General features: G+C 40.5%; 14 protein-coding genes and 1 pseudogene. 11 read left to right on the forward strand and 4 right to left on the reverse strand.

Translation table 11 applies throughout. The features are described 5' to 3' along the window. Positions 1–243: 243 nt before the first annotated feature. The 3 genes from ACMXI2_RS02160 to ACMXI2_RS02170 are packed head-to-tail and all read right to left on the reverse strand — an operon-like array spanning position 244 to position 1,795. Entirely contained in the window at positions 244–783 is a 540-nt protein-coding gene (locus ACMXI2_RS02160; RefSeq protein ID WP_483780084.1) for a hypothetical protein, read from the reverse strand. Positions 784–793: 10 nt separating this feature from the next. Beyond that, entirely contained in the window at positions 794–1,192 is a 399-nt protein-coding gene (locus ACMXI2_RS02165; RefSeq protein ID WP_483780085.1) for a hypothetical protein, read from the reverse strand. 39 nt (positions 1,193–1,231) lie between these two features. Next, positions 1,232–1,795, reverse strand: coding sequence for a T6SS immunity protein Tdi1 domain-containing protein (locus tag ACMXI2_RS02170; RefSeq protein ID WP_483780086.1), 564 nt, complete (start codon positions 1,793–1,795; stop codon positions 1,232–1,234). A 1,417-nt stretch (positions 1,796–3,212) separates the two neighbouring features. Here ACMXI2_RS02170 and ACMXI2_RS02175 point away from each other — a divergent pair. The 4 genes from ACMXI2_RS02175 (at position 3,213) to ACMXI2_RS02190 (ending at position 6,610) form a co-directional block, all read left to right on the forward strand. Continuing rightward, positions 3,213–3,974: an SDR family NAD(P)-dependent oxidoreductase gene (locus ACMXI2_RS02175; RefSeq protein WP_483780087.1), complete on the forward strand. Its 762-nt coding sequence runs from the start codon at positions 3,213–3,215 to the stop codon at positions 3,972–3,974. 60 nt (positions 3,975–4,034) lie between these two features. After that, positions 4,035–4,787 carry an SDR family oxidoreductase gene (locus tag ACMXI2_RS02180; protein ID WP_483780088.1) on the forward strand — a complete coding sequence of 251 codons (753 nt, stop codon included), beginning with the start codon at positions 4,035–4,037 and terminating at the stop codon, positions 4,785–4,787. Between the two features lie 90 nt (positions 4,788–4,877). Beyond that, positions 4,878–5,783, forward strand: coding sequence for a helix-turn-helix domain-containing protein (locus ACMXI2_RS02185; protein WP_483780089.1), 906 nt, complete (start codon positions 4,878–4,880; stop codon positions 5,781–5,783). Positions 5,784–5,830: 47 nt separating this feature from the next. Further along, positions 5,831–6,610: an alpha/beta fold hydrolase gene (locus ACMXI2_RS02190; RefSeq protein WP_483780090.1), complete on the forward strand. Its 780-nt coding sequence runs from the start codon at positions 5,831–5,833 to the stop codon at positions 6,608–6,610. Positions 6,611–6,950: 340 nt separating this feature from the next. Here ACMXI2_RS02190 and ACMXI2_RS02195 read toward each other — a convergent pair whose 3' ends face one another. After that, a complete protein-coding gene (locus tag ACMXI2_RS02195) occupies positions 6,951–8,084 on the reverse strand; it encodes a redoxin domain-containing protein (protein ID WP_483780091.1) in 1,134 nt (377 codons plus the stop codon). 1,033 nt (positions 8,085–9,117) lie between these two features. Between ACMXI2_RS02195 and ACMXI2_RS02200 the strand changes: the two are divergent. From ACMXI2_RS02200 to ACMXI2_RS02230, 7 genes and pseudogenes are all read left to right on the forward strand, one after another. Beyond that, positions 9,118–9,237: pseudogene (locus ACMXI2_RS02200) on the forward strand (IS630 family transposase); the annotation flags it as partial. Between the two features lie 114 nt (positions 9,238–9,351). Next, positions 9,352–9,942, forward strand: coding sequence for an RNA polymerase sigma factor (locus ACMXI2_RS02205; RefSeq protein WP_483780092.1), 591 nt, complete (start codon positions 9,352–9,354; stop codon positions 9,940–9,942). Between the two features lie 1,306 nt (positions 9,943–11,248). Beyond that, positions 11,249–12,475: a FecR family protein gene (locus ACMXI2_RS02210; protein WP_483780093.1), complete on the forward strand. Its 1,227-nt coding sequence runs from the start codon at positions 11,249–11,251 to the stop codon at positions 12,473–12,475. Positions 12,476–12,742: 267 nt separating this feature from the next. Continuing rightward, entirely contained in the window at positions 12,743–16,219 is a 3,477-nt protein-coding gene (locus tag ACMXI2_RS02215) for a SusC/RagA family TonB-linked outer membrane protein (RefSeq protein ID WP_483780094.1), read from the forward strand. Positions 16,220–16,367: 148 nt separating this feature from the next. Further along, entirely contained in the window at positions 16,368–17,702 is a 1,335-nt protein-coding gene (locus tag ACMXI2_RS02220; RefSeq protein ID WP_483780095.1) for a RagB/SusD family nutrient uptake outer membrane protein, read from the forward strand. Between the two features lie 85 nt (positions 17,703–17,787). Beyond that, positions 17,788–18,714, forward strand: coding sequence for an ABC transporter ATP-binding protein (locus ACMXI2_RS02225; RefSeq protein WP_483780096.1), 927 nt, complete (start codon positions 17,788–17,790; stop codon positions 18,712–18,714). Between the two features lie 11 nt (positions 18,715–18,725). Beyond that, positions 18,726–21,029 (forward strand): Gldg family protein, encoded by a 2,304-nt coding sequence (locus ACMXI2_RS02230; RefSeq protein WP_483780097.1) that lies wholly within the window; start codon positions 18,726–18,728, stop codon positions 21,027–21,029. Positions 21,030–21,031: the final 2 nt, after the last annotated feature.

Genomic DNA, 21,031 nt, shown 5'->3' on the forward strand with positions numbered 1-21,031 from the left:
CGTCCTGGCCTTCAAAAAAAATGCTGACAGATTCACCCTCGTATTATTCCGGCTTTATGGTATGCTAAAGACCGCCGGCTTTAATCCGGGTTAAATATAGGATTCTTCCCTGAAAAATTTCTGCTTAAAGCCATATTCCGAGGGATATAAACAAAAAAGTGGCTTTGCGGGTGAGGAAAGACTCGAACGTCTCAGATCCTCCACATTAAAGCAAAATTTCTCTACTTTCAAAAGAAACAATTTTTATTGTAATGGATAATTTAATAGTCCATACTTTTTTATCAGCCAGCCGGATCCAGCCATTGCCCCATTAATCTTTTCGAATCCATCCAATGCGCACTCACAGTCGCCAACAGGCCCAAACATACCGTAATTATATTTCGCCCTATAGCTCAATCCGGTGAGCTGAAAATAACGATTACCTGCTTTTACAATCACCTGATCTGTAATGCTCATTTTATCAAAAGGCAGCATAACCTTCTGGTATTCAGCGACAGGGTTAACATCCACTTTTACCACACTATCCCGCACGATTAATTTGTTCCGAATAAGATAAAAACGAACCTGACTGATTTCTTTTTTACTAAACCCACTAAGTACAAAATCAATTTTTCCATTTACCGTTGTTATGGTATCACAAACCTCTTTTTGATAACGGATTGCCTCTTTCCCTTTTGAATAATTACCCCATTTCACATTTCCCCAGAAAAGCCCCATAATTAATAACAGAAGACAGATGAGGGTTAAGACAGTTGTGCCAATTATTTTAAAGATTTTATTCATTACTGGCTTATTATTCTACTTTCTTAAAATATAATGTCGAAGAAATGCGTATGGTGTTTGCCCAATTTTCTTCTCTGTACAACACCAAACTGTCTTGATCAACTTTCTGTATGCCGTAATGGGTGGTTTTACCATTGCCTATAAATTGAAGTACGCTATCATTTATGGAATAGTCATAACTTAACTTTGTTGCATTTGTGGTAATTTCCAAATTTTTAGCTGTTTTGAAATTGAACAGATCATAGGTAAAGTCCGAAATCTTTACTGTGGTGGTATCAATTTTAGCATCCTTAATTTTATTAACCTCTTTTACAACTTGCCATTTCCCTATAATAGGATCGTTTGCACCAATTCCGCAAGCGTACATTAAAATAATATATGGAATTAAGAGGTATCTGGATTTAAGCATAGAATATGAATTTTAAAAAGCCAAAAGTGCGGGTTAACATTATTTAATCTTACCAAGTGTTTGGGCGATTAAGGAAATATGTTCTTTTATTTTTACTTTCTGAAGATGCACTGCTTTCTCTGGTCCACCTAAACCCAGCAGGGGCACATAACCGAAGCATTCATCATATCCCGGTTCACCTAAATTTGCTTTAGCGGCCATGTAGTTCTTATCATTTAAATTATCCTTTAAAAAGCCCTCATCGGCTAAATCCATATCAAAAAACCACTCCATATCGTCCCCACTTTCAACAATGGAATCGTAACCGTTTTTGAAGTAAACAGCCCGTATTGCATCTCCTGTCCAGGTCAGGAAATCCCCAAGACCAGTAACAGCAAAAACAATTTCGTTGTCCATATTATTGTAGGCTTCATCAAAAAGCTGTTGAAATTCTGAAGGATCAACCATTTTGAGGTAGCCGTTCATATATGTTCCAAATCCATAAGCATTCCAGAAATCCATAAGTTGAATGGGCAGTTTGCCCCTAAACTTATCCAATACATCTACTGTTGGCTTCTGCACAGTTGAATAATCCGGATATTTTTCAAAAAATATATCAAACATAGTTCGTACTTTTTTTTAATCAGGTAAACTCCTGTAAACAGGTTTTAAAGGAAGGGAAATACGAAATTCCTCTTTCTACAAATATTAACTTTAAAAGGAACCTGCAAGGCTTTTTTTTAAGCCTTCAACGCTTTTTCCTGGAATTTATCGGGATGCACCACAAAGGTTTCCATAGCCGTATTCTATTTATAAAAGTATATAAATAAATGTAGCAAAAAGTTCTGTCAATAAAAACAAGTAAGCAGCAATTGTCGAGATCAAAAATTAGTCCATTGCACCCTATATGATTAAATCGTAAATTTATGAGGGCCTATAAAGCTCAAATAGAGAAATGAGGATCTTTTTCAATCAGGAATTTATCGATTAAGAAATAGCGGATCTTCAAAAAAATAAAATAAAAGAGCGTAGCTCCGTTCTACCGGGATGTCTGATCTGATCATTTGGGAGAACAACTATACCCTGCTGCTGAATTTCAGGTATGGTGTTTCAAAAGTAATTGAATCGGGGTTTCAATACTTTTTAGAAGACATATACGACAAAGACTTGATGAGGAGTTAAAGGGGAAACATTATTTGGCGGCCAAAAGGAAGCTCGGTAAAATTTGCTATGAGGAAAGCACATCTCCATCATTGCCCAGGCTCTTGGTAAAATAGAGTAAACCGAAACAGATGTTAAACGATGTATGAGAATATCCGTAAATGTTGATACCTATTTAAATTCCATTTTGAGTTTAAGGGACGAGTCGGACCCGGTTCCTAAACCCTTCTCACAAAAACATTGGGGGTAACCGAGGGTACCAATTCGGAGAAAAAACAGGTACCCTTTTCCTTTGGTAATGTTTGTTTATTTTTCAAATCACTCATTTTCAAATAATTACATTTTATAAGGGCGTTGGTACCCTTAGAGGTACTCTCGATAATTGTTTCCGGAGACTAATAAGAATTGTCAGAAAAGCCTACCTTTCCCGTATCATGGGCTCTGTTAAATCTCTTCATTTCTAAATCTTGCAGCGGAAATTTAAGTCGTGGAATCTCTACCTGGAGCTGCGCTGAATTTTGCTATCAAGTTTGTTATTGGCAATAGCCAAGTCAATATGCTCTGAATATGCGCCAGGCGATTATTTAATTTTTGCTATTTACTATCCAATTCATCAACCAAATTTATTGTGTGTGTTAAATCTGACACAAAAGTGTTCGTTATAACTTGCCGGTCTCTTCTGAAGCAGTAAATCGAATCCCGTCAATGGCTATTCTGCTCCGTAATGAAGTGTCAGGCTAAATGGGGAACGCAGGGATTTTCGCTGAAATATCTACATTTTTCCCAGCATCTATGAAATGTATAAAACCTATCCGGAAATGTATAAGTAGCCCTGCGCCGCGTTGTTGAACTTTGTTATATAAATTAAAACTTTAAAAAGATGAAAACAACAGCATCAAAAATTCTCCTTGTAACCGGCGGGAGCCGTGGAATAGGAAAAAGTATTGCGTTAAATGCCGCTCAACGTGGCATTGACGTTATCCTAACGTATAACAGCAACTCCGATCAGGGGAAAGCTGTTGCCGATACCATCAACAGTAGTGGAGGTAAGGCCGTTGCCTTGCAATTGGACACATCCAAAACCAGCTCCTTTAGTGGCTTTGCCGATCAGATTTCGCAGGTGTTAAAGCAGGGATGGAATCGGGAGAACTTCGATTATCTTGTAAACAACGCAGGGATATCCCAGCGGACGCTCATCAAGGACACAACCGAAGAGTTATTCGACGAACTTGTGGATGTAAATTTTAAAGGCGTGTTTTTTCTTACGCAGAAACTAATTCCGTTGATCGTTGATGGCGGCCAGATTATTAATATTTCTTCCGGGCTTGCCCGCTTCGCCTTCCCAGGGGTTGCTGTATATGGTGCTCTTAAGTCCGCGATAGAAGGCTTGACACGGTATTTTGCCAAAGAATATGCCGGAAGGAAGATCCGTGTAAATAGTGTTGCACCAGGAGCAATTGACACTGAATTTGGTGGTGGGAAAGGTGATGATAGCCATCGTGAGCAGATTGCCGGCATGACTGCGCTCGGACGTCTTGGAAATGCGGACGATGTGGGCATGTTTGTCGCATCAATGCTATCCGAAGACAGCCGCTTTGTAAATGCCCAACGCATCGAAATATCTGGAGGAATGTTCATCTAGCCCTTAGGAGGGACATGCTCGGCGCTTGTCCCTTAATTCTTCAAACTAAATAACTGATTTATGAATTCTTTAAAAGATAAAGTAGCACTGGTTACCGGCGCCTCCAGAGGCATTGGTAAAGCAATTGCCTTGAGGTATGCCCAATTGGGTGCACATATTGTAGTTAACTACGCAAGTAATAGCGTGGCCGCCGATGCAGTAGTTAAACAGATTGAAAGTTACCAGGTAAAAGCTATTTCAGCGAAAGCGGACGTTTCCAGGCCCGCTGAAATAAATCGGCTATTTGAAGTTGCTCTCCAGGAATTTGGGAAAATTGACATTGTGGTGGTAAATGCAGGATTGGAATTGGTTGGCGTGCCGGTTACCGCGTTTAGTGAAGAGCAATTTGATAGGTTGTTTGATACCAATACAAAGGGCGCATTCTTCACTATGCAGGCGGCAGCCAGGCATGTGGCCGACAATGGCCGGATTATTTATATCGGTTCCAGCACGACCGGGCTGCCTAATCCCGGCTATGCGCTTCACGGTGGAAGCAAAATTGCCGCCTTGTACCTGGTGCAGGTATTGGCCAGGGAGTTAGGGAAAAAGGGCATAACAGTAAATGCCATACTGCCCACGGCAACCGAAGGTGCGGGAATTCATACAGTTGTTGATGCGGAAGCGCCTATCAGGGCCATAGTACCAACATTTTATCCTATGGGACGGATGGGTACTCCGGAGGATGTAGCGAATGTTGCAGAATTTTTCGCTGGTGAACTGTCGGGTTTTGTAAGCGGGCAGCAGCTTTTGGTCAGCGGAGGCGCTGTTGCCTGAAGGAGAAATCCACCTCCGATTCATTGTTTAACGCCTGGCATCTATAAGTTCCTTTTTAGTAAATTTACTTAGCTTCTTAATCGGTTATGTATGCAACAATCATTCGTCGATATCAATACTATACATGAGCTACATAAACTCTACAATTGCCCGCCACCGAAACATCCGCTGGTTTCTTTCCTTCAGTTGCAGCAGGTCAGCAGGAATAACTTTCCGGAAAAAGAAACCGCGTTCCGGCTTGGATTTTATGCCGTGTATCTTAAACAGTTAAAAGGATCAATGGGCTACGGGCGTTCTCATTACGATTTTGATCAGGGCACATTGGTATTTACCGCACCGGGGCAGGCTGTTTCTACACAGCGTTATATTTCCTATGAGGATGGATGGGGATTATTCTTTCACCCTGATTTGCTATACCGGACCGCGCTGGGCAAAAAGATACATGGATACTCATTTTTTCAGTATGATGCCAATGAAGCGTTGCACGTATCCGAGGATGAAAAGAAGACCTTGCGAAATTGCGCGGATAACGTGAAGCAGGAGTATTCGCAAAATATAGACAAACATTCACAGGAATTGATCGTAAATAACCTTGAATTGCTGCTTAACTACTGCACCCGTTTTTACGACCGGCAGTTCTTCACACGTTCCAAGCCCAGTCAGGACCTGGTCCAGCAGTTTGAAAGTCTGCTGCTGGACTATTTTTCAAAGGACTCGCTGATCGATGACGGACTTCCTGACGTAAAATACTTCGCTTCCCGGCTCAACCTCTCTGCTGATTATCTTTCTGACCTGCTGAACAGGTATACTGGTAAAACCACCCTGGAACATATCCATCTGCAACTGGTAGACAAAGCGAAATCCCTGCTGTGGAGCACAGATAAAAACATCAGTGAAATTGCATTTGAACTGGGTTTTGAACACCCCTCTCACTTTACAAAGATATTTAAAAACAAAACCGGTAAGTCACCGTCGGATTACCGGCACCAGAATTAAAAATGACGGCATTCTTTCGTTTTATGAACAATAATAAAAAGCATATTATGAACTCAAATCCCAATCGCAGCATTCGTACATTTAAAATGCTGATTATTTTTATCATGACGATTTTTGTCTCAAAAACACAAGCTCAGGTTTCCACGAGAATCCAAAACATTGTGCTTGTTCATGGTGCATTTGTAGATGGCTCAGGGTGGGAACAGGTCTATGAAATCCTCACAAGGAAAGGTTACAAGGTGAGCATTGCCCAGCCTACGCTGACTACCTTTGAAGGTGATGTGGCTGCGGTAAAACGAGTAATTAACCTGCAGGACGGACCTTGTATTTTGGTAGGGCATAGCTATGGAGGAGCCGTAATAACAACGGCGGGTAATGACTCCCTGGTTCGCGGACTGGTATATATTGCCGCGCATGCACCTGCTCATGGTGAATCTGAAGCTGACAACGGCAAGATTTTCCCGGCCGCCTATAAATCACTGATCAAGGGAAATGACGGCTGGGACTACATCAACCCAAAGATGTTTGCCGCTGATTTTGCCGGTGATTTGTCAAAATCAAAAGCAGATTTTATGGCCAATTCCCAGACGCCTACTGCTGACCTGGTATTCCATGCCATCATTCAAAATCCAGCCTGGAAAACGAAACCTGTTTGGTATATGGTGGCAAAATCCGATAGGATTATCAATCCGGAGTTAGAACGGATGTATGCCAAAAGGGCTAATAGTAAAAAAATAGTGGAAGTAGAAGGTGCAAGCCATTGTGTCTATATAACCCATCCAAAGGAGGTCGCAGACTTAATAATTTCCGCAACTCACCTTCCATAAAAGAGTAGGGTAGGCAGGTCTGATTTCTGGCCTGCCGGCTTGCGACAAGGAAGGGCTAAAAATCTGGGTCACCATTAAGGTGCTTATAATTACTATAGAAGTATAGTGAAGAAAAGCATTATACCAATAATCTGCAATTAGTTTTCGGCGTGTCGCCAATGGAGGCCAGACAGGATTTAATTTATTATATGGTCGAATTTTTGAATTTATACTGTTTAATTAATGTTAGAAAATTTGCCCTTTTGAACCAAAGAAGTCTTATTTATTGTATAATTCTCCACATATTCATTAAGCCTGATTTCCAATGAGTTATTTTGCTGTTTTTTTAATGTAGTATAAATTATTGGAGTAATCTATTTGTAAGTGCTTTTTCGATCTCAGCTAGGGATGCTGATTTTAGAAGGATATTACCCGCAGGATCAATTAGAAATTTTGAAGGTATTTCGTTGACATTTAATAAAACGGCTGCTTTATTATTACTACCTTCTAGATCTGATAAATTAGTCCACGGAATTTTATTTTTAATTATAGACTGAGTCCACATTTTTTTATTTGTATCTAACGAAATGCCTAATAGGTCAACTCCTTTTGAATGGAAGCGATTATATAACTCTTTTAATTGCGGTAATTCTTCAAGGCACGGTCCGCACCAACTCGCCCAAAAATCAATTATGACATATTTTCCACGAAACTCAGAAATGGTTCTTAGATTCTGGGTAGTGTCAGGCATTGAGAAAAAGGGGATAGGCTTTAGTAGGGCTGTTTTTTCAGGATAATCGAAAAGCCTGTACTTTAACTTTTTACCGAGAGCACTTTCCTTCAACTTGTTAGTTAGTTTTGAATAATATTTTATTGCAGTATCTAACTTGATAAAATTAGATATACTCCATAATTCGTATAGCATTCCATAATTGGATGGATGACCTTCAATAAAACGAAACAGAGTAGACTCTCGATTGGCATAGTATGGGGTAATGAAATCTCTTTCTAATTGTTTTATTTCAATTGTATCATTTATTTTTTTTAAGCTATCAATTACTGCTTGTACTTTTCTAACTTTCGATAGAGCGGGATAATATATTGTATCCCAATAGAAGTTATATACATTTGTTTGAGATGATCCTGTAACTTTTGAATTGTATACCGAGTCTTTATTACCAGTTATATTTAATTCCTCATTCTCTAGTATAAAACTAACCCAACCTTTTGCTACTGCTGGGACTTCGATTGAATAAAAATCTAAGCCTTTTACTTGTCCCTTAAAAGTAAAACTATCATTTTTGCTGTAGCAAGAATCGAAATATTTGACCTTGAATGCTCCTGAGTACCCTCTGCTAGGTTTATTACCTAAAAGAACTTTTGTGTTGCCAATACCATCAATTTTTCCGAAAATTACAAACTTATCAGCATCTTGAGCGATACCTTTAAAAGTACATATCAAAAATAGCATCATTAGAATCTCTCTTAATTGCATAGCTCAGATTTTTTTTGAATAACGAAGGGAGATTATCCTTAACTGCAATAGCATAATAGAGGTATGTTAGGCTGAGGATAATCAGATCTGAAATTTTTTATCCTAACACATTTCTTCGTACGCACCTGTCTCACCGCATCTAATCTTCGTGCCATCAGTATGACACCTTACTCCAAAACCGCAATCTTTAGTCTTACCTCCGGTTGGGCAGTCAACACAGCATTGACTAGTAGGTGACGCAGAACAAGGATCTGTATTACATGAGCTGTTAATTTTAATTTTTTCATATGCTCGTAATCAATGTTGAAAAGCGGTTCTGTTAAAGTTAACAAGCAACGGTGTAAGGATTTCCAAATCCATCACGATCGCATGTAACAGAGTGTCCGTCCCGTGCATCGCAATGATCGACCCCTGAGCAAGAGACAGTTCTACCTCCTGGTCCAGATCCAAATTCTGCTGTTGCAGTACATGGAATCCCGGCTCCGGTACCTCCAGAGCCGGCACCTCCCCAAATATTCTTTAATTGTAGTGGGAACAATACTTCATTAGCACCAGGCTCAAGTACCTTTAATTTGAGTTTTTCATTTGGTAAATTTTAAATTGTGAAAGATAAGAAATGATTATATGTGCTCATGAATGATATGTCCCTAATAAGTAGCAGGCAATCAAAAATGTTGCTTTCCTAATGTGTCATTTCGTTTAAGTTAAGGTTGTTGAATAATTAACAGTAGGATATTGATGTTTTTTAATAAACAACATAGTTGTTTAGTTAATAAATATGAGTAGTAATGCGGTTCCAGACAAATACAAATAGGGCCAGCACGATTACTTGGAAAATTTCAACTCTATTCTTGTAAATCCAAAATGTAAGAGTTAAACTCTTACATCAAGGTATTAAAGGTTTTATATTTATCAAAATTATTTATCAGTATTGTCCGGGTAAAAAATAAAGGCAAGGCATAAAAAAAGGGGCAAAGCCCCTAATAGTTTATGCGTTATTGATTTATTTTAGTCGAACAATACTGTTAATAAAGTAAAAACAGAAGTAGCAGCATGGCAAAAAGCCAGGAATAATAAAAACAGTAAAATCAATTGGCAATTTACAGCCAAGGACGCAAGGACAAAGCTCAAAAAGCTTTATCCGTCAACTTAAGCATGACACGACACTAGCTTAATATGGGGATACCGGTCAAATTTGCTTTAAGTTCCGAAATATTTCTTTAATATTGGCTTTTGATTCCGCAAATTAAAGGTTAGGACATTACAAATGGCAATTACGTCCCTTTACGATGACAAAGAACAGTTGGCTAAAATTGCAAATGGGGATGAGCGCGCCTTTGAAATAGTTTTTAACCGCTATTATGATAAGATCTTTCGTTATTCCCTTAGGTTGCTCCATGAGCGGCAACCTGCAGAGGAAATTGTTCAGGAGGTGATGTTATACATCTGGCAGCAGGGCGAAAAGCTAACTGAAATTAAAAACCTGGAAGCTTACTTGAAAACACTGACCAAACGTAAAGCGGTTAATGCTTTTAAGCGTAGGCTGCTGGAAGCTAAAGTGGAAAAAGAGTTGAAGGCTGGTTACCATGAAGGGCATCAGGAAACTGAGCAGGGAATTTTGATGAATGAAGCTCGAAAAATACTGGAACAGGGTATAGAGCTTTTACCATTTCAGCAGCGCCAGGTTTATCAGCTTTGCCAGAGGGAAGGGCTTAAATACGAAGAAGCCGCTGCTAAACTGAATATTTCTCATGGCACCGTTCAGACGCATATGAAGTTGGCCTTAAAATTTTTAAGAGAATATATTCGGAAAAACACTGATCTGGCCATCCTTGTCATCATTTTTAAATTACTGTGATGTGCATCAAAAGATGTAAACTAAAAGTACTGTGAACTTTCTCATTTAATGGCACACGATTTTCTCTTTTGATGGCACACTTTATTTGCTTCTATTCTATTCCCAGCCCTTTTTAGCTGCTTGAATATAATGTCATTGGCACAATATTTATTTTTCTTTGGGAACCAATATCTTGTTGATTTTTCCTTGTATCCCTCAGAATAATATCGGTCGTCGGCATCGTAGTTATAGTCTGATCCATAGAAGTCAGTGTGCTCATTTTCATATATTTCTGTTCTGTAACTTTCAGTTGAATCACATTTCTATGTCCCGGTTTGGCTGTTGGTGTTGGAAGCCGTTCTTCAAGCTCGGTCGATACTGGCCCAGAGAACTAGCCTGGGATTTCTCCATAATGCTTTAAAAGATCATTACTCGGCAGGTTGTGCTTCTTACAGTATTTAATGAACCTGCCAGGCCAATGTTCAAGCAGCCAATGGCCTATCAGATGTAGATTCGCCTGATCTTTTAAAGACAGTTTTGCAATGGTCGTCTGGTTGAAACTTTTGTAAGGAACACGATTCTTCTCATAGATTTCCTCCAGAAAGCGGTGGTGATCATCGTTGATCCATTTGCTCAAAAGCAGGGTAGTCGTTTTATGCAGAACCTGGAAGAACCCCACTGAATATCGTTTCGATTCAGTGTATCGCTGATTAAGGCGCTCATTGATCGATGTCTGCATTCCTATTATTGAAGCAGGCGCAATTTCCGGCTTGCACCTGCTAACGTCATGTTTACATCGACCGCAGGACAGAAAAAGGTCTCTTACACTTTGTTCCAAAAATCCCTCGGTACCTATATTCGTATTAGTTGCTCCCTGATTGCAATTGGGGCACCTGTCTTTTAGATAGCATTTACAGTCCATGCACACGAATGAGACTGCAAGACGCCATTGTTTCTTGTAATAAGTAGGTTTGGCCGGTAAGCTAATATGCGCCGGGAAAGATGCTTGCCCGTAATCGAACGATGGCTCGTACCGATCCTTCGGACTGGTTTTACAATCATTGTCAGTTCTTATGAACAATGTCACAAAGCTATACAAAGGGAAAATTGAAAATGGAGATAGTTATAAACACCTGTTAATAAGATGAATAGTATTGCTCCTGTGCCACTAAAAGAGGAAAAAGTGTGTCATCAAGAGAGAAAATTCACAAGTACTTTAAAATATTTCAATTTCAATTACCTCGAATTTCCTACTCAATTGACTAGTTAATAAAAGGATGTTAATTTAGTGTGATATTAACGCTAAATTCATTCTTTTCTAACAGTTATGGATAAGGAAAGAGTAAGCTATTTATATCAGAGACATCTGGACAAGGTTTTAACTGGCGCTGAATTGGCGGAATTAAGGATTTTGGCTAAGAATCCCGAGTTTTCCGAAACGTTGGAGGACTTAACCGAAAACCTCTGGGATTTTGATGAACAGGGGTTTGCGGGTATAGAGCCAATAAAAGCAAGATCTTTTTATGAATATATCGTGCTGCACCCTCAACAAAAAAGAACGTTTTGGCTTTGGCCGCGTATTTTGACAGCGTCAGCTGCGGTAATAGCGATTGCTTTTGGTGTATGGTTTTACACAATTAAGGTTGATTCGTTACGAAATATTTCTGGTAGTGACCAGGTAGTAGTAAATGATGTTGCTCCGGGGAAGGTTGGCGCAACACTTACACTTGCGAACGGGAAAAAAATTAAACTAACTAATGCTGCAAACGGTGAATTGGCTAAAGAAGCGGGTGTGATGATTACCAAATCTGAAGACGGCCAGATTGTTTATGAAATACAGCATTCCGCTGCAGAACCAAACAAAATTAATACTCTAACTACTGCTAAAGGAGAAACTTATCGGCTGCGTTTGCCGGATGGTTCTTTGGTATGGTTAAATGCTGCTTCAAGTCTGACCTATTCTGCTTCTTTAATTGAGCGTGGGAAGCGGATGATCAGGCTTCGTGGCGAGGGGTATTTTGAAATTTTTAAGGATAAAGCACATCCTTTTGTGGTAAAAGTTAAAAAGAGCGATAACCTGCCGGAACAGGAGATCACCGTGTTAGGTACACATTTTAATGTAAAAGCATACGATGACGAAGGCAACATAAAAACGACACTACTGGAAGGATCCGTACGCATTGCTACACCCAGTACCTCATTAGAGCGAGATGGGAAGAAGGAACAATTTCCTGGATATATCATACTTAAACCCAATGAGCAATCCATCGTGACGAGTGCCAACCAAATCAAAGTTAATCAGGCCGATATCGAAGAGGCAATTGCCTGGAAAAACGGTCACTTCAGCTTTAAAGATGAGAATATACAGACGATTATGCAAAGTATCTCTCGCTGGTACAACGTAGAAGTCAGCTACGAGGGAAATATTACCAAAGATGGTTTTAATGGTAAAATATCCCGCTTTAAAAATATCAATCAAGTATTAAAAATGTTAGAAGACACCAAATTGGTCCATTTCAAAGTAGAAGGAAGGAGGGTGATCGTAAGGGAATAAAAATACAAAATTAATTTGCGGGCTAGATAGAAATAAGCCAGGGAACCGGACGAATCCGGAACCCTGACTAAGTAAGGCTCACGTCAATAAATTAAATCAACGAACCGCGGTTGCCTGACCCATCGTCGAAAATGAAAAGGCAACTCGCATAACCTAACCAAGCGAATGTACAGTTTTTACACCAAAAAACTATGGGTTCCACCGCACGCCATAGCCAAACTACTGATGATTATGAGGCTCACCACCCTAATATTAATCATAGCCATAATGCAGGTAAGTGCTTCCTCTGTTGCACAGCGGATTACCTTGTCTGAAAAACAAGCTTCACTGGTGACCGTTTTTGACAAAATCAGAGCGCAAACTGGTGTAGACTTCCTGGTATCTTCCAGCATGCTTCATGAAGCCAAACCTGTGAATATCCAGGTCAGCAATGTTGAACTGGAAGAGGTCCTAAAAAGAATTTTTAAAGACCAGAATCTGGATTTTACAATTAAGGATGAATCTGTAGTTGTCTCAAAAAAGGACATCTCTCCTAAACAGCCGGTTGCGCAGATTGATCCGATTATCGTTCAGGGGTATGTAAAGACTGAAAATGGAAAACCGCTGCAAGGGGTGACTATTCAGATGTTAAATACACCACTAATGTCTCAATCTCAGGAAGATGGTTATTTTTATTTTGGTACAATTCCTGAAAATTCTACACTGATCTTTTCTTATATAGGTTATAAAACAGATACCGTACGTGTAAGAGGTAGATCAATACTTCATGTCACCATGAGGCTTAATGTTGAAACAATTAGGGAGGTGGTTGTCTCTACGGGTTATCAGACCATTGCTAAAGAGCGCGTAACAGGCTCCTTTAGTAAACCAGATATGAAGGCTTTTCATAATCGCACAGGTACCACTGACATCATGAGCCGGCTGGATGGGCTGGTTGCAGGACTTACTGTGATCAATAAGCCGAATACTGAGACCGGGAGTATGTTAATCCTGGAAAACAATACCAATAATGATCGTTTTATATTGAGGGGTAAAGGCAGTGTTAACCTGTCATCCCAACCGCTTTATGTGGTGGATGGTGTCCAGATGCCAAACATCAATAACATCAATCCGAACGATGTGGAAGACATTACTGTGCTTAAGGATGCAGCAGCAGCAGCAATTTACGGTGCAAAGGCAGCAAACGGAGTTATTGTGATAACTACCAGAAAAGGAAAAAGGAACGAGGCGGTTAAAATAAGTTATTCAGGTTTTATCAATTTTCAGGGGAAGCCCGATTTTAAAAAAGGGTTGTACATGAATAGCTCCCAGTACATTCAGACTGCCAGGGAGCTCTTTGATCCGGTCAATTATCCCTGGAGTTCACTTACTACAGATTTCATTGCGCCACATGAACTGATCATGTATAATCAATACCGCGGCCTGATTTCCGAAACACAGGCCAATAGAGGCCTGGATAGTTTAAGTGCTATAGATAACCGGCAACAGATAAAGGATCTTTTTTACCGCAATGCATTTTCCACAAACCATACGATTTCGGCATCAGGGGGAGGGGATAAATATTCTTTTTATAGTTCTATATCCTATACCAAGAACCACACCAGTACACCTGGACAGACCAATAATGCATACCGCGTAAACTTTAATCAAAGTATCGTTCCATCCGATTGGCTAAGCATTAGGCTATCTACATCTTTGAACAATACACTGGACAAGAATAAAAATCCGATCAAGGTTGCCGGAGACTTCCTCCCTTATCAATTGTTTAAAGATAAAGACGGAAATAATATCCAGATGAATTACCTGCAAGGCTGGACGGCTGAAACCAGGGCCGGTTACCAGGCCAGAAGCCGTCTGGATTTGAATTATACTCCGCTTGATGAATTTGAGAAACAATATAGCAGCCGGAATATGCTAAGCTTTAACAATACAGCAGATATTAAACTTAAATTATTTAAAGGTTTCAGCTTTGAGGGGACTTATGGTTATCAGAAATCTCCGGGCAGTTCTTTCACCTATTCTGATATCTCAGAATACACAATGAAAAGAGAGTTATTAAATTTTACGGTGGCAAATACACCAGAAGACGCTCCGGTTTATTACTTGCCGATAACCGGAGGAAAATACGTTACCAACGAATCTTTGTCTGAAAATTGGACCATCAGGAACCAGTTGGTTTACAACGGTTCTTTGAGAGAAGGCAGGGACCGTTTAAACGTGCAAATAGGTCAGGAAGCCCAGGAGCAGTCCAGTAAAACAACCATCAATACACTAAGGGGCTACGATGATGTATTAAAAACATACGCCTTACTAGATTATGTCGCACTAAGCAGACCGCTTTTCGGCGCGGTTGGATCGGGTTTCAGTATGTTTAATGAACAGCCTTATGCGATCTACTCGGCGAAGTCACGTTTTGTTTCCTATTTTGGTTTGTTTAATTACTCCTTCAGCGATAAATATATGCTTGACGGGAGCATCAGACTGGATAAAAGCAGCCTGTTTGCAACAGAACACTCGGGGCAGAAAAAACCGATTTACAGCATTGGTGGTAAATGGCTGATCTCAAAAGAAGCGTTTATGAATCCGGTAAACTGGATTGATAATCTGGGATTGCGAACTACTTTCGGCATCACAGGAAACTCTCCTTATCTGGGAGCTGGTTCTATGGTAGATGTTTTATATGCAGATACTGATCCTACTCTTGGAAGCAACCTAAAGCTTGCATCAATGGCAAATAAAGGATTAAGGTGGGAAAGTACTAAGACGCTTAATTTTGGGCTGGATTTTTCAGTGTTAAAATCAAAACTGAGTGGTAGCATAGATGTGTATAGCAGAAATACAACAGATCTGCTGGGCCTGGTGCAATACAATCCACTTGCGGGGGGAGAATCCGCAATTGGGAATATCGGCAAGATCCGAAACAATGGAATTGAATTGTTTCTGCGTTCAGAGAACATCCGGACACGGAGCTTCAGCTGGTCAAGTAGTTTAGTGTTAGGTTATAATGTTAATAAACTGGTTTCCTATTCGGTTCCTGAACAGCACGAGCTTACAACCTTGGCCTGGCTAACGGGTAATTATCGTGTTGGCTATAGTAATCCTTCATTATTTGCTTATCGTTTTGCTGGTCTCGACAATATGGGAGATCCACAAATCAAATTGGCGGACGGAACAGTAACAAAGCAGCGACAGGCGGCCCGGCCCGAAGATCTGGTTTATATGGGTACAACACTCCCTAAGTATAATGGCAGTGTAGGAAATACGCTATATTATAAAGGAATTTCCCTGACCGCTAATGTTAATTATAGTATTGGTGCAGTGATGCGTAAACCGGTAAGTTACATTTCTTCAGGTCGCTTAACCGGAAGTGCCGGTTCTTACAGCGCCAATATATTCGCTGACTTTGAGAATCGCTGGAAAAATCCGGGGGATGAAGCTTTTACCAACATACCATCCTACAGCTTTAATGAAATGGATGATTTTACCAGAAGAGATATCAATTATTACAGGATGGGGGATATCAATGTGATCAGTGCTTCTTTCGTCAGGCTTAAGGACATCACACTTTCCTATGGCCTTTCTTCAAACCTATTAGAGAGTTTAAGCGTGGGGCAGGTAAATGTGTATGTGCAGGGTACAAATTATATGTTGTGGAAGGCAAATAAATCTGGCATAGATCCGGAGTATCCGCTTTTGGATAAGGCAGGGCGGTCATATAGTGTTGGTTTAAATGTTACATTTTAATTTTAGAAATATCATGTACAGATATAAATATATTACAGTTTTAATGAGCCTGTTGTGCTTCACACAGCTCTCCTGTAAAAAAGACTTTCTGAATATCGTTCCGCAAGGAAATCAGGTGGCGGTAACGGTTAAGGATTACGATTTACTGATGAATGATCCGGGTCTTAGTCATTATAGTGTAGCCGGAGGCTGGCAGGGACCAGCACTGATGGGTGATGAAGTCGCTGCGGAGGCTGCCTATTTCAATACTGCTACTGCCTATATACAAGTTGCCTTCAGATGGGAAGATCAGCTAAACCAACCTGAAGATATAGACAGGGCCAGCAGAAGTTGGCTGGAACAGCTATATGTTCTCAACAAAGTGATCAATGAGGTGATGGATGCGTCCCACGGCTCCATTGAACAAAAAAAAGCGATCAAAGCCGAGGCCCAGGCAAACAGGGCGTGGATCTATTTTCAGCTGATTAACTTCTATGGAAAGCCGTATGTGGCGGCGACTGCCGGTACAGATCCCGGGTTTCCAATGATATTGGCGTCGGATATGACCGTAAGGGACTTCAGCCGTAGCACGGTGCAGGCCGTTTATGATTTTATCATTAGAGACTTCACTGAAGCCATCACAGACCTGCCGTTGAGTAACTCCAATGGGTTAAGGTTTAATAAAGCGGCTGCCGAAGGCCTGTTGGGAAAAGTATATTTATACATGGGCAGAAATGCAGAGGCCCTCGATCTGTTCAACGCTGCTTTTACACATAACGCTGCGAGGACGATACCAGCAGTATTGTATAATTATAATCAGGAATTTGCCGCCGGTGGAAAGTTCAGTCCCATCAATTTTGACGGTCCTTCCAATTCACCTGGCAAAAACTATCTTGATTTTACAGAATCCATAGTATCAAAAGATTTTTATAACGATACCGATATTGGGACGGGCTATGGGAATGATGCTTTTGTATTAGATCCCAAAAGCGAAGGTTTATTCAAACCTACCGACTTAAGGCTGAAATTTTATGCCGCCGAGTTTCCCTATCAAGAACCAAATCCATCAGGAAGGCTTAGGAAATATGGCGTCAGGTATTCCAGGTTTGGTTTGCAAATGGCAGAACTTTATTTGTTGAGAGCAGAAGCTAAAGCCCGATTAAATGATTTTCCCGGAGCAAAAGCAGACGTTGAGGAGTTACGTAAGAATCGAATGCCTGCTGAAGATGCGGATATACCTGTTGAAAGCACATCCGGCGTTTCAGAAATGGTGAAGTATATTTTTGAAGAACGTATCCGTGAATTTGCAATGGAGGGCTACCGCTGGTTTGATATGAGAAGGGAGTCTGTAGATCCTATATTTAATGGTAAAATTTATACCCATACCATTTTTAATTATTCAGAACAGAGTTCGGTAGTCATCCCTTTGCGGCCAGTGCGGTTAACTATGAAATTGCCATATCGCATTAGCAGTACTAACCCAGATCTGCCGGACAATCCTTAAGCATATCAACTACTTAAATTATTATACAAGCGCTGCTGAACCATTCAGTCGGCCAGCTAGCTAACACCCTTAAACAAAGAAAAAATTGGAAAAAAGTATCATTAAAATTGAACATTTGTCCCATAAGTATGCCAGCTCCTGGGCTATCCGGGACATTAATATGGAAATTGACCACAGTGGAATCGTGGGACTGTTAGGCGCCAACGGTGCTGGTAAATCGACAATTATGAACATCTTATGCGGGGTGTTGAACCAAACTGAAGGTGACGTATTCATAAACGGTATCAGTTTGCGCGAGCAGCCTGAACTCGCCAAACGGCAGATCGGTTTTTTGCCACAAAGCGCACCCTTATATACGGACCTGACTGTAGATGAATATTTGGTCTATTGCGCAGAACTCAGGCTTATACCGAAAGAGAAAATTAAACCTGCACTGGAAGATGCCAAGGAACGTTGTGGCATTACACATTTCAGTGAACGGCTGATTGGCAACCTGTCCGGTGGGTATCGCCAAAGGGTAGGTATCGCCCAGGCCATAATACATCAGCCAAAAGTAGTTGTTTTAGACGAGCCAACCAATGGCTTGGATCCCAATCAGATCATAGAAGTAAGGACGTTGATCAAAGAGATTGCTGCTGATCGTCTGGTTATCTTTTCCTCTCACATTCTATCTGAAGTACAGGTACTCTGCAGAGACATCAAAATGATAGAGGCGGGCAGGATTGTATTCGAAGACACGATGGAAGCTTTCAATAATTATGTCGAGCCGCATAGTGCGCTGATGTTTATGGAAAATCCGCCAGTAGAAGCAGCGCTTCTTGAAATTGAAGGCGTTGAAAAAGTTCAGTTCCTGACCGAGAGGCAGATCCGGATTTATTTTAGTGGCAACCAGGATATTTCAGAAAGGATAATTGTCGCCAGTGTACAGAATGGCTGGAGGTTGAAGGAAATCAATCTCGATAAAACTGCGCTTGACGAAGTATTTAAACAGTTATCAACCAAGTCAAGATAAAACAGAAGAAAATGATATATAAAATAGCAAAAACGGAACTGAAGAATCTGTTCTATTCACCGATCGCATGGTTTCTGATCATTGCATTCATGGTTACCTGTGCAATGGTTTATATGGATATGATAGATAATATTGTCATGGCTCAGGAAATGGGTGGATTGCAGCTTAAGCTATTGAAGGATCTGACCAGCCGGGTCTTTGCCGGTCAAGGTGGAGTTTTTAATAAAGTAATGGGTAACCTTTACCTCTTTATGCCTTTACTTACTATGGGGCTGATCAGTCGTGAAATCAACTCCGGCACCATTAAACTGCTGTATTCTTCGCCAGTTAAAATCCGGGATATCGTATTTGGGAAATACCTTGCCATGATGATTTACAGCCTGGTTCTGGTGGCCATTGTTACGGTTTTTATGGCTGCTGGCTTCTTTCATCTTGTAGCCCTGGATTCTGGCATGCTAATTTCCAGTGTACTGGGATTATACCTGCTTCTGTGTGCTTATGGAGCTATTGGTTTGTTTATGTCCAGCCTGACTACCTATCAGGTCGTTGCGGCCATTAGTAGTTTTTTAATGATCGGTATTTTGTCCTACATCGGCAGTTGGTGGCAGGAAATTGATTTTGTCAGAGATCTTACTTATTTCCTTTCTCTTTATGGCCGTACCGAAAAGATGCTCAACGGGTTAATCACGACCAAGGACATCATTTACTTCGTGATCATCGTTTACATATTTTTAAGCTTTACTATTTTTAAACTTAAAGCCGGAAGAGAGTCTAAACCGTTTTGGGTGCATGCTTCCAGGTACACTGCTGTTGTATGTTCTGCCCTTGCTATCGGATATATTACTTCAAGGCCGGCCATTACAGGTTATCTGGATACGACCAGAAATCAAAAAATGACCTTGTCGGTTAATGCGCAAAAAATTATTACAGAACTGGGTACTAATGAACTTGAGGTTACGATGTACAGCAACTTATTGGATAACCTGGGTTTTCTGGGGCTTCCTCAACTTCGCAACAGGTACCTGGATGTATGGGAGCCTTACGCCAGATTTAAACCAAACATCAGCTTTAAATATGTGGATTATTATGATACGCCATATAACAACAGGATATTGGAAAGTCAGTATCCAGGTAAGAGTTTAAAAGAAAAGGCAGAACTGCATGCCAAAAATAGCAGGTTGGACCTTAATAACTTCTTGCCACCTGTAGAAATCCATAAAATTATGGATCTGGAACCAGAAAATAACCGTGTGGTAATGCATTTGAAGTACAAAAACAAAAAAACCTTTTTAAGATTCTTCAATGATGAAGAAATGTATCCGGGTGAGACTGAAGTCTCGGCGGCATTTAAACGATTACTTTCCGCTAAATTTCCCAAAATTTCATTTTTGAAGGGAAATTTGGAAAGAGATATCGATAGAAGCGGGGACCGGGATTACCAGTTTTTAACCAATACGAAACCCTACAGGTATTCATTGATCAACCAGGGATTTGATACCGACACACTTTCGCTGGAAACTCAGCATATAGATCAATCGATCTCTGCGATTGTAATTGCGGATCCGAAAAGGGCCTTGTCCGCAGTAACCTCGTCAAAGATTGAAGCTTATATTGCCCGGGGAGGAAATATGCTGATTGCGGGAGAGCCGGGTAAGCAGAATATTTTGAACCCAATTTTAAAGCAATTGGGAGTACAATTGATGCCTGGCTCTATTGTGCAACCAGACAAGAACCTTACACAAAATTTGTCCCAGAACACGGTTACTGGTTTTGCGTCAAGCTTTTCTAAAATTCTCGCTTCAAAGCGGGCCGACGGACTTATCGTGAGTATGCCCGGGGCAACTGCGATTGCTCATGATCCACAGGGACCTTTTAAAGTCACTGCTTTATTGCTTACGAATGCGAAGAAAAGCTGGCTGAGAAAAAATAACTATGTGGTGGATTCATCGAATGTCGTTTTCTCTGCTACCGATGGAGATATCCAACAATCATTTCCTACAGCTGTAGCGCTTACCAGGACAATAAATGGAAAAGAGCAACGGATCATTGTTTCGGGAGACGCCGACTTTATGAGCAATAGTGAGTTGAGGAAAGATATGGTCCCAAACTGCAATTTTGAATTCAGTACCGCTCTGTTCAGTTGGTTAAGTTATGGAGAATTTCCTATTGACACGTTTAGACCCGAATCTAAAGACAATCGTACGACGCTGTCCACTGCGAAGGTTAAGGTCAACAGGGTTATTTTTATCTGGATTCTTCCGGGACTGGTTTTGGCTTTTGCTATCATATTGTTAGTCAGACGTAAAAGGAAATAAAC

The organism is Chitinophaga sp. G7 BAM 1005 (genome assembly GCF_057126945.1).

Excerpts from the sequence above, each read along its gene's own strand:
- ACMXI2_RS02195 (WP_483780091.1), bottom strand. The coding sequence starts at position 8,084 with ATGCAATTAAGAGAGATTCTAATGATGCTATTTTTGATATGTACTTTT.
- ACMXI2_RS02215 (WP_483780094.1), top strand. The coding sequence starts at position 12,743 with ATGCAGGTAAGTGCTTCCTCTGTTGCACAGCGGATTACCTTGTCTGAA.
- ACMXI2_RS02205 (WP_483780092.1), top strand. The coding sequence starts at position 9,352 with ATGGCAATTACGTCCCTTTACGATGACAAAGAACAGTTGGCTAAAATT.
- ACMXI2_RS02230 (WP_483780097.1), top strand. The coding sequence starts at position 18,726 with ATGATATATAAAATAGCAAAAACGGAACTGAAGAATCTGTTCTATTCA.
- ACMXI2_RS02160 (WP_483780084.1), bottom strand. The coding sequence starts at position 783 with ATGAATAAAATCTTTAAAATAATTGGCACAACTGTCTTAACCCTCATC.
- ACMXI2_RS02220 (WP_483780095.1), top strand. The coding sequence starts at position 16,368 with ATGAATGATCCGGGTCTTAGTCATTATAGTGTAGCCGGAGGCTGGCAG.
- ACMXI2_RS02190 (WP_483780090.1), top strand. The coding sequence starts at position 5,831 with ATGAACTCAAATCCCAATCGCAGCATTCGTACATTTAAAATGCTGATT.
- ACMXI2_RS02165 (WP_483780085.1), bottom strand. The coding sequence starts at position 1,192 with ATGCTTAAATCCAGATACCTCTTAATTCCATATATTATTTTAATGTAC.
- ACMXI2_RS02170 (WP_483780086.1), bottom strand. The coding sequence starts at position 1,795 with ATGTTTGATATATTTTTTGAAAAATATCCGGATTATTCAACTGTGCAG.
- ACMXI2_RS02175 (WP_483780087.1), top strand. The coding sequence starts at position 3,213 with ATGAAAACAACAGCATCAAAAATTCTCCTTGTAACCGGCGGGAGCCGT.
- ACMXI2_RS02185 (WP_483780089.1), top strand. The coding sequence starts at position 4,878 with ATGCAACAATCATTCGTCGATATCAATACTATACATGAGCTACATAAA.
- ACMXI2_RS02180 (WP_483780088.1), top strand. The coding sequence starts at position 4,035 with ATGAATTCTTTAAAAGATAAAGTAGCACTGGTTACCGGCGCCTCCAGA.
- ACMXI2_RS02210 (WP_483780093.1), top strand. The coding sequence starts at position 11,249 with ATGGATAAGGAAAGAGTAAGCTATTTATATCAGAGACATCTGGACAAG.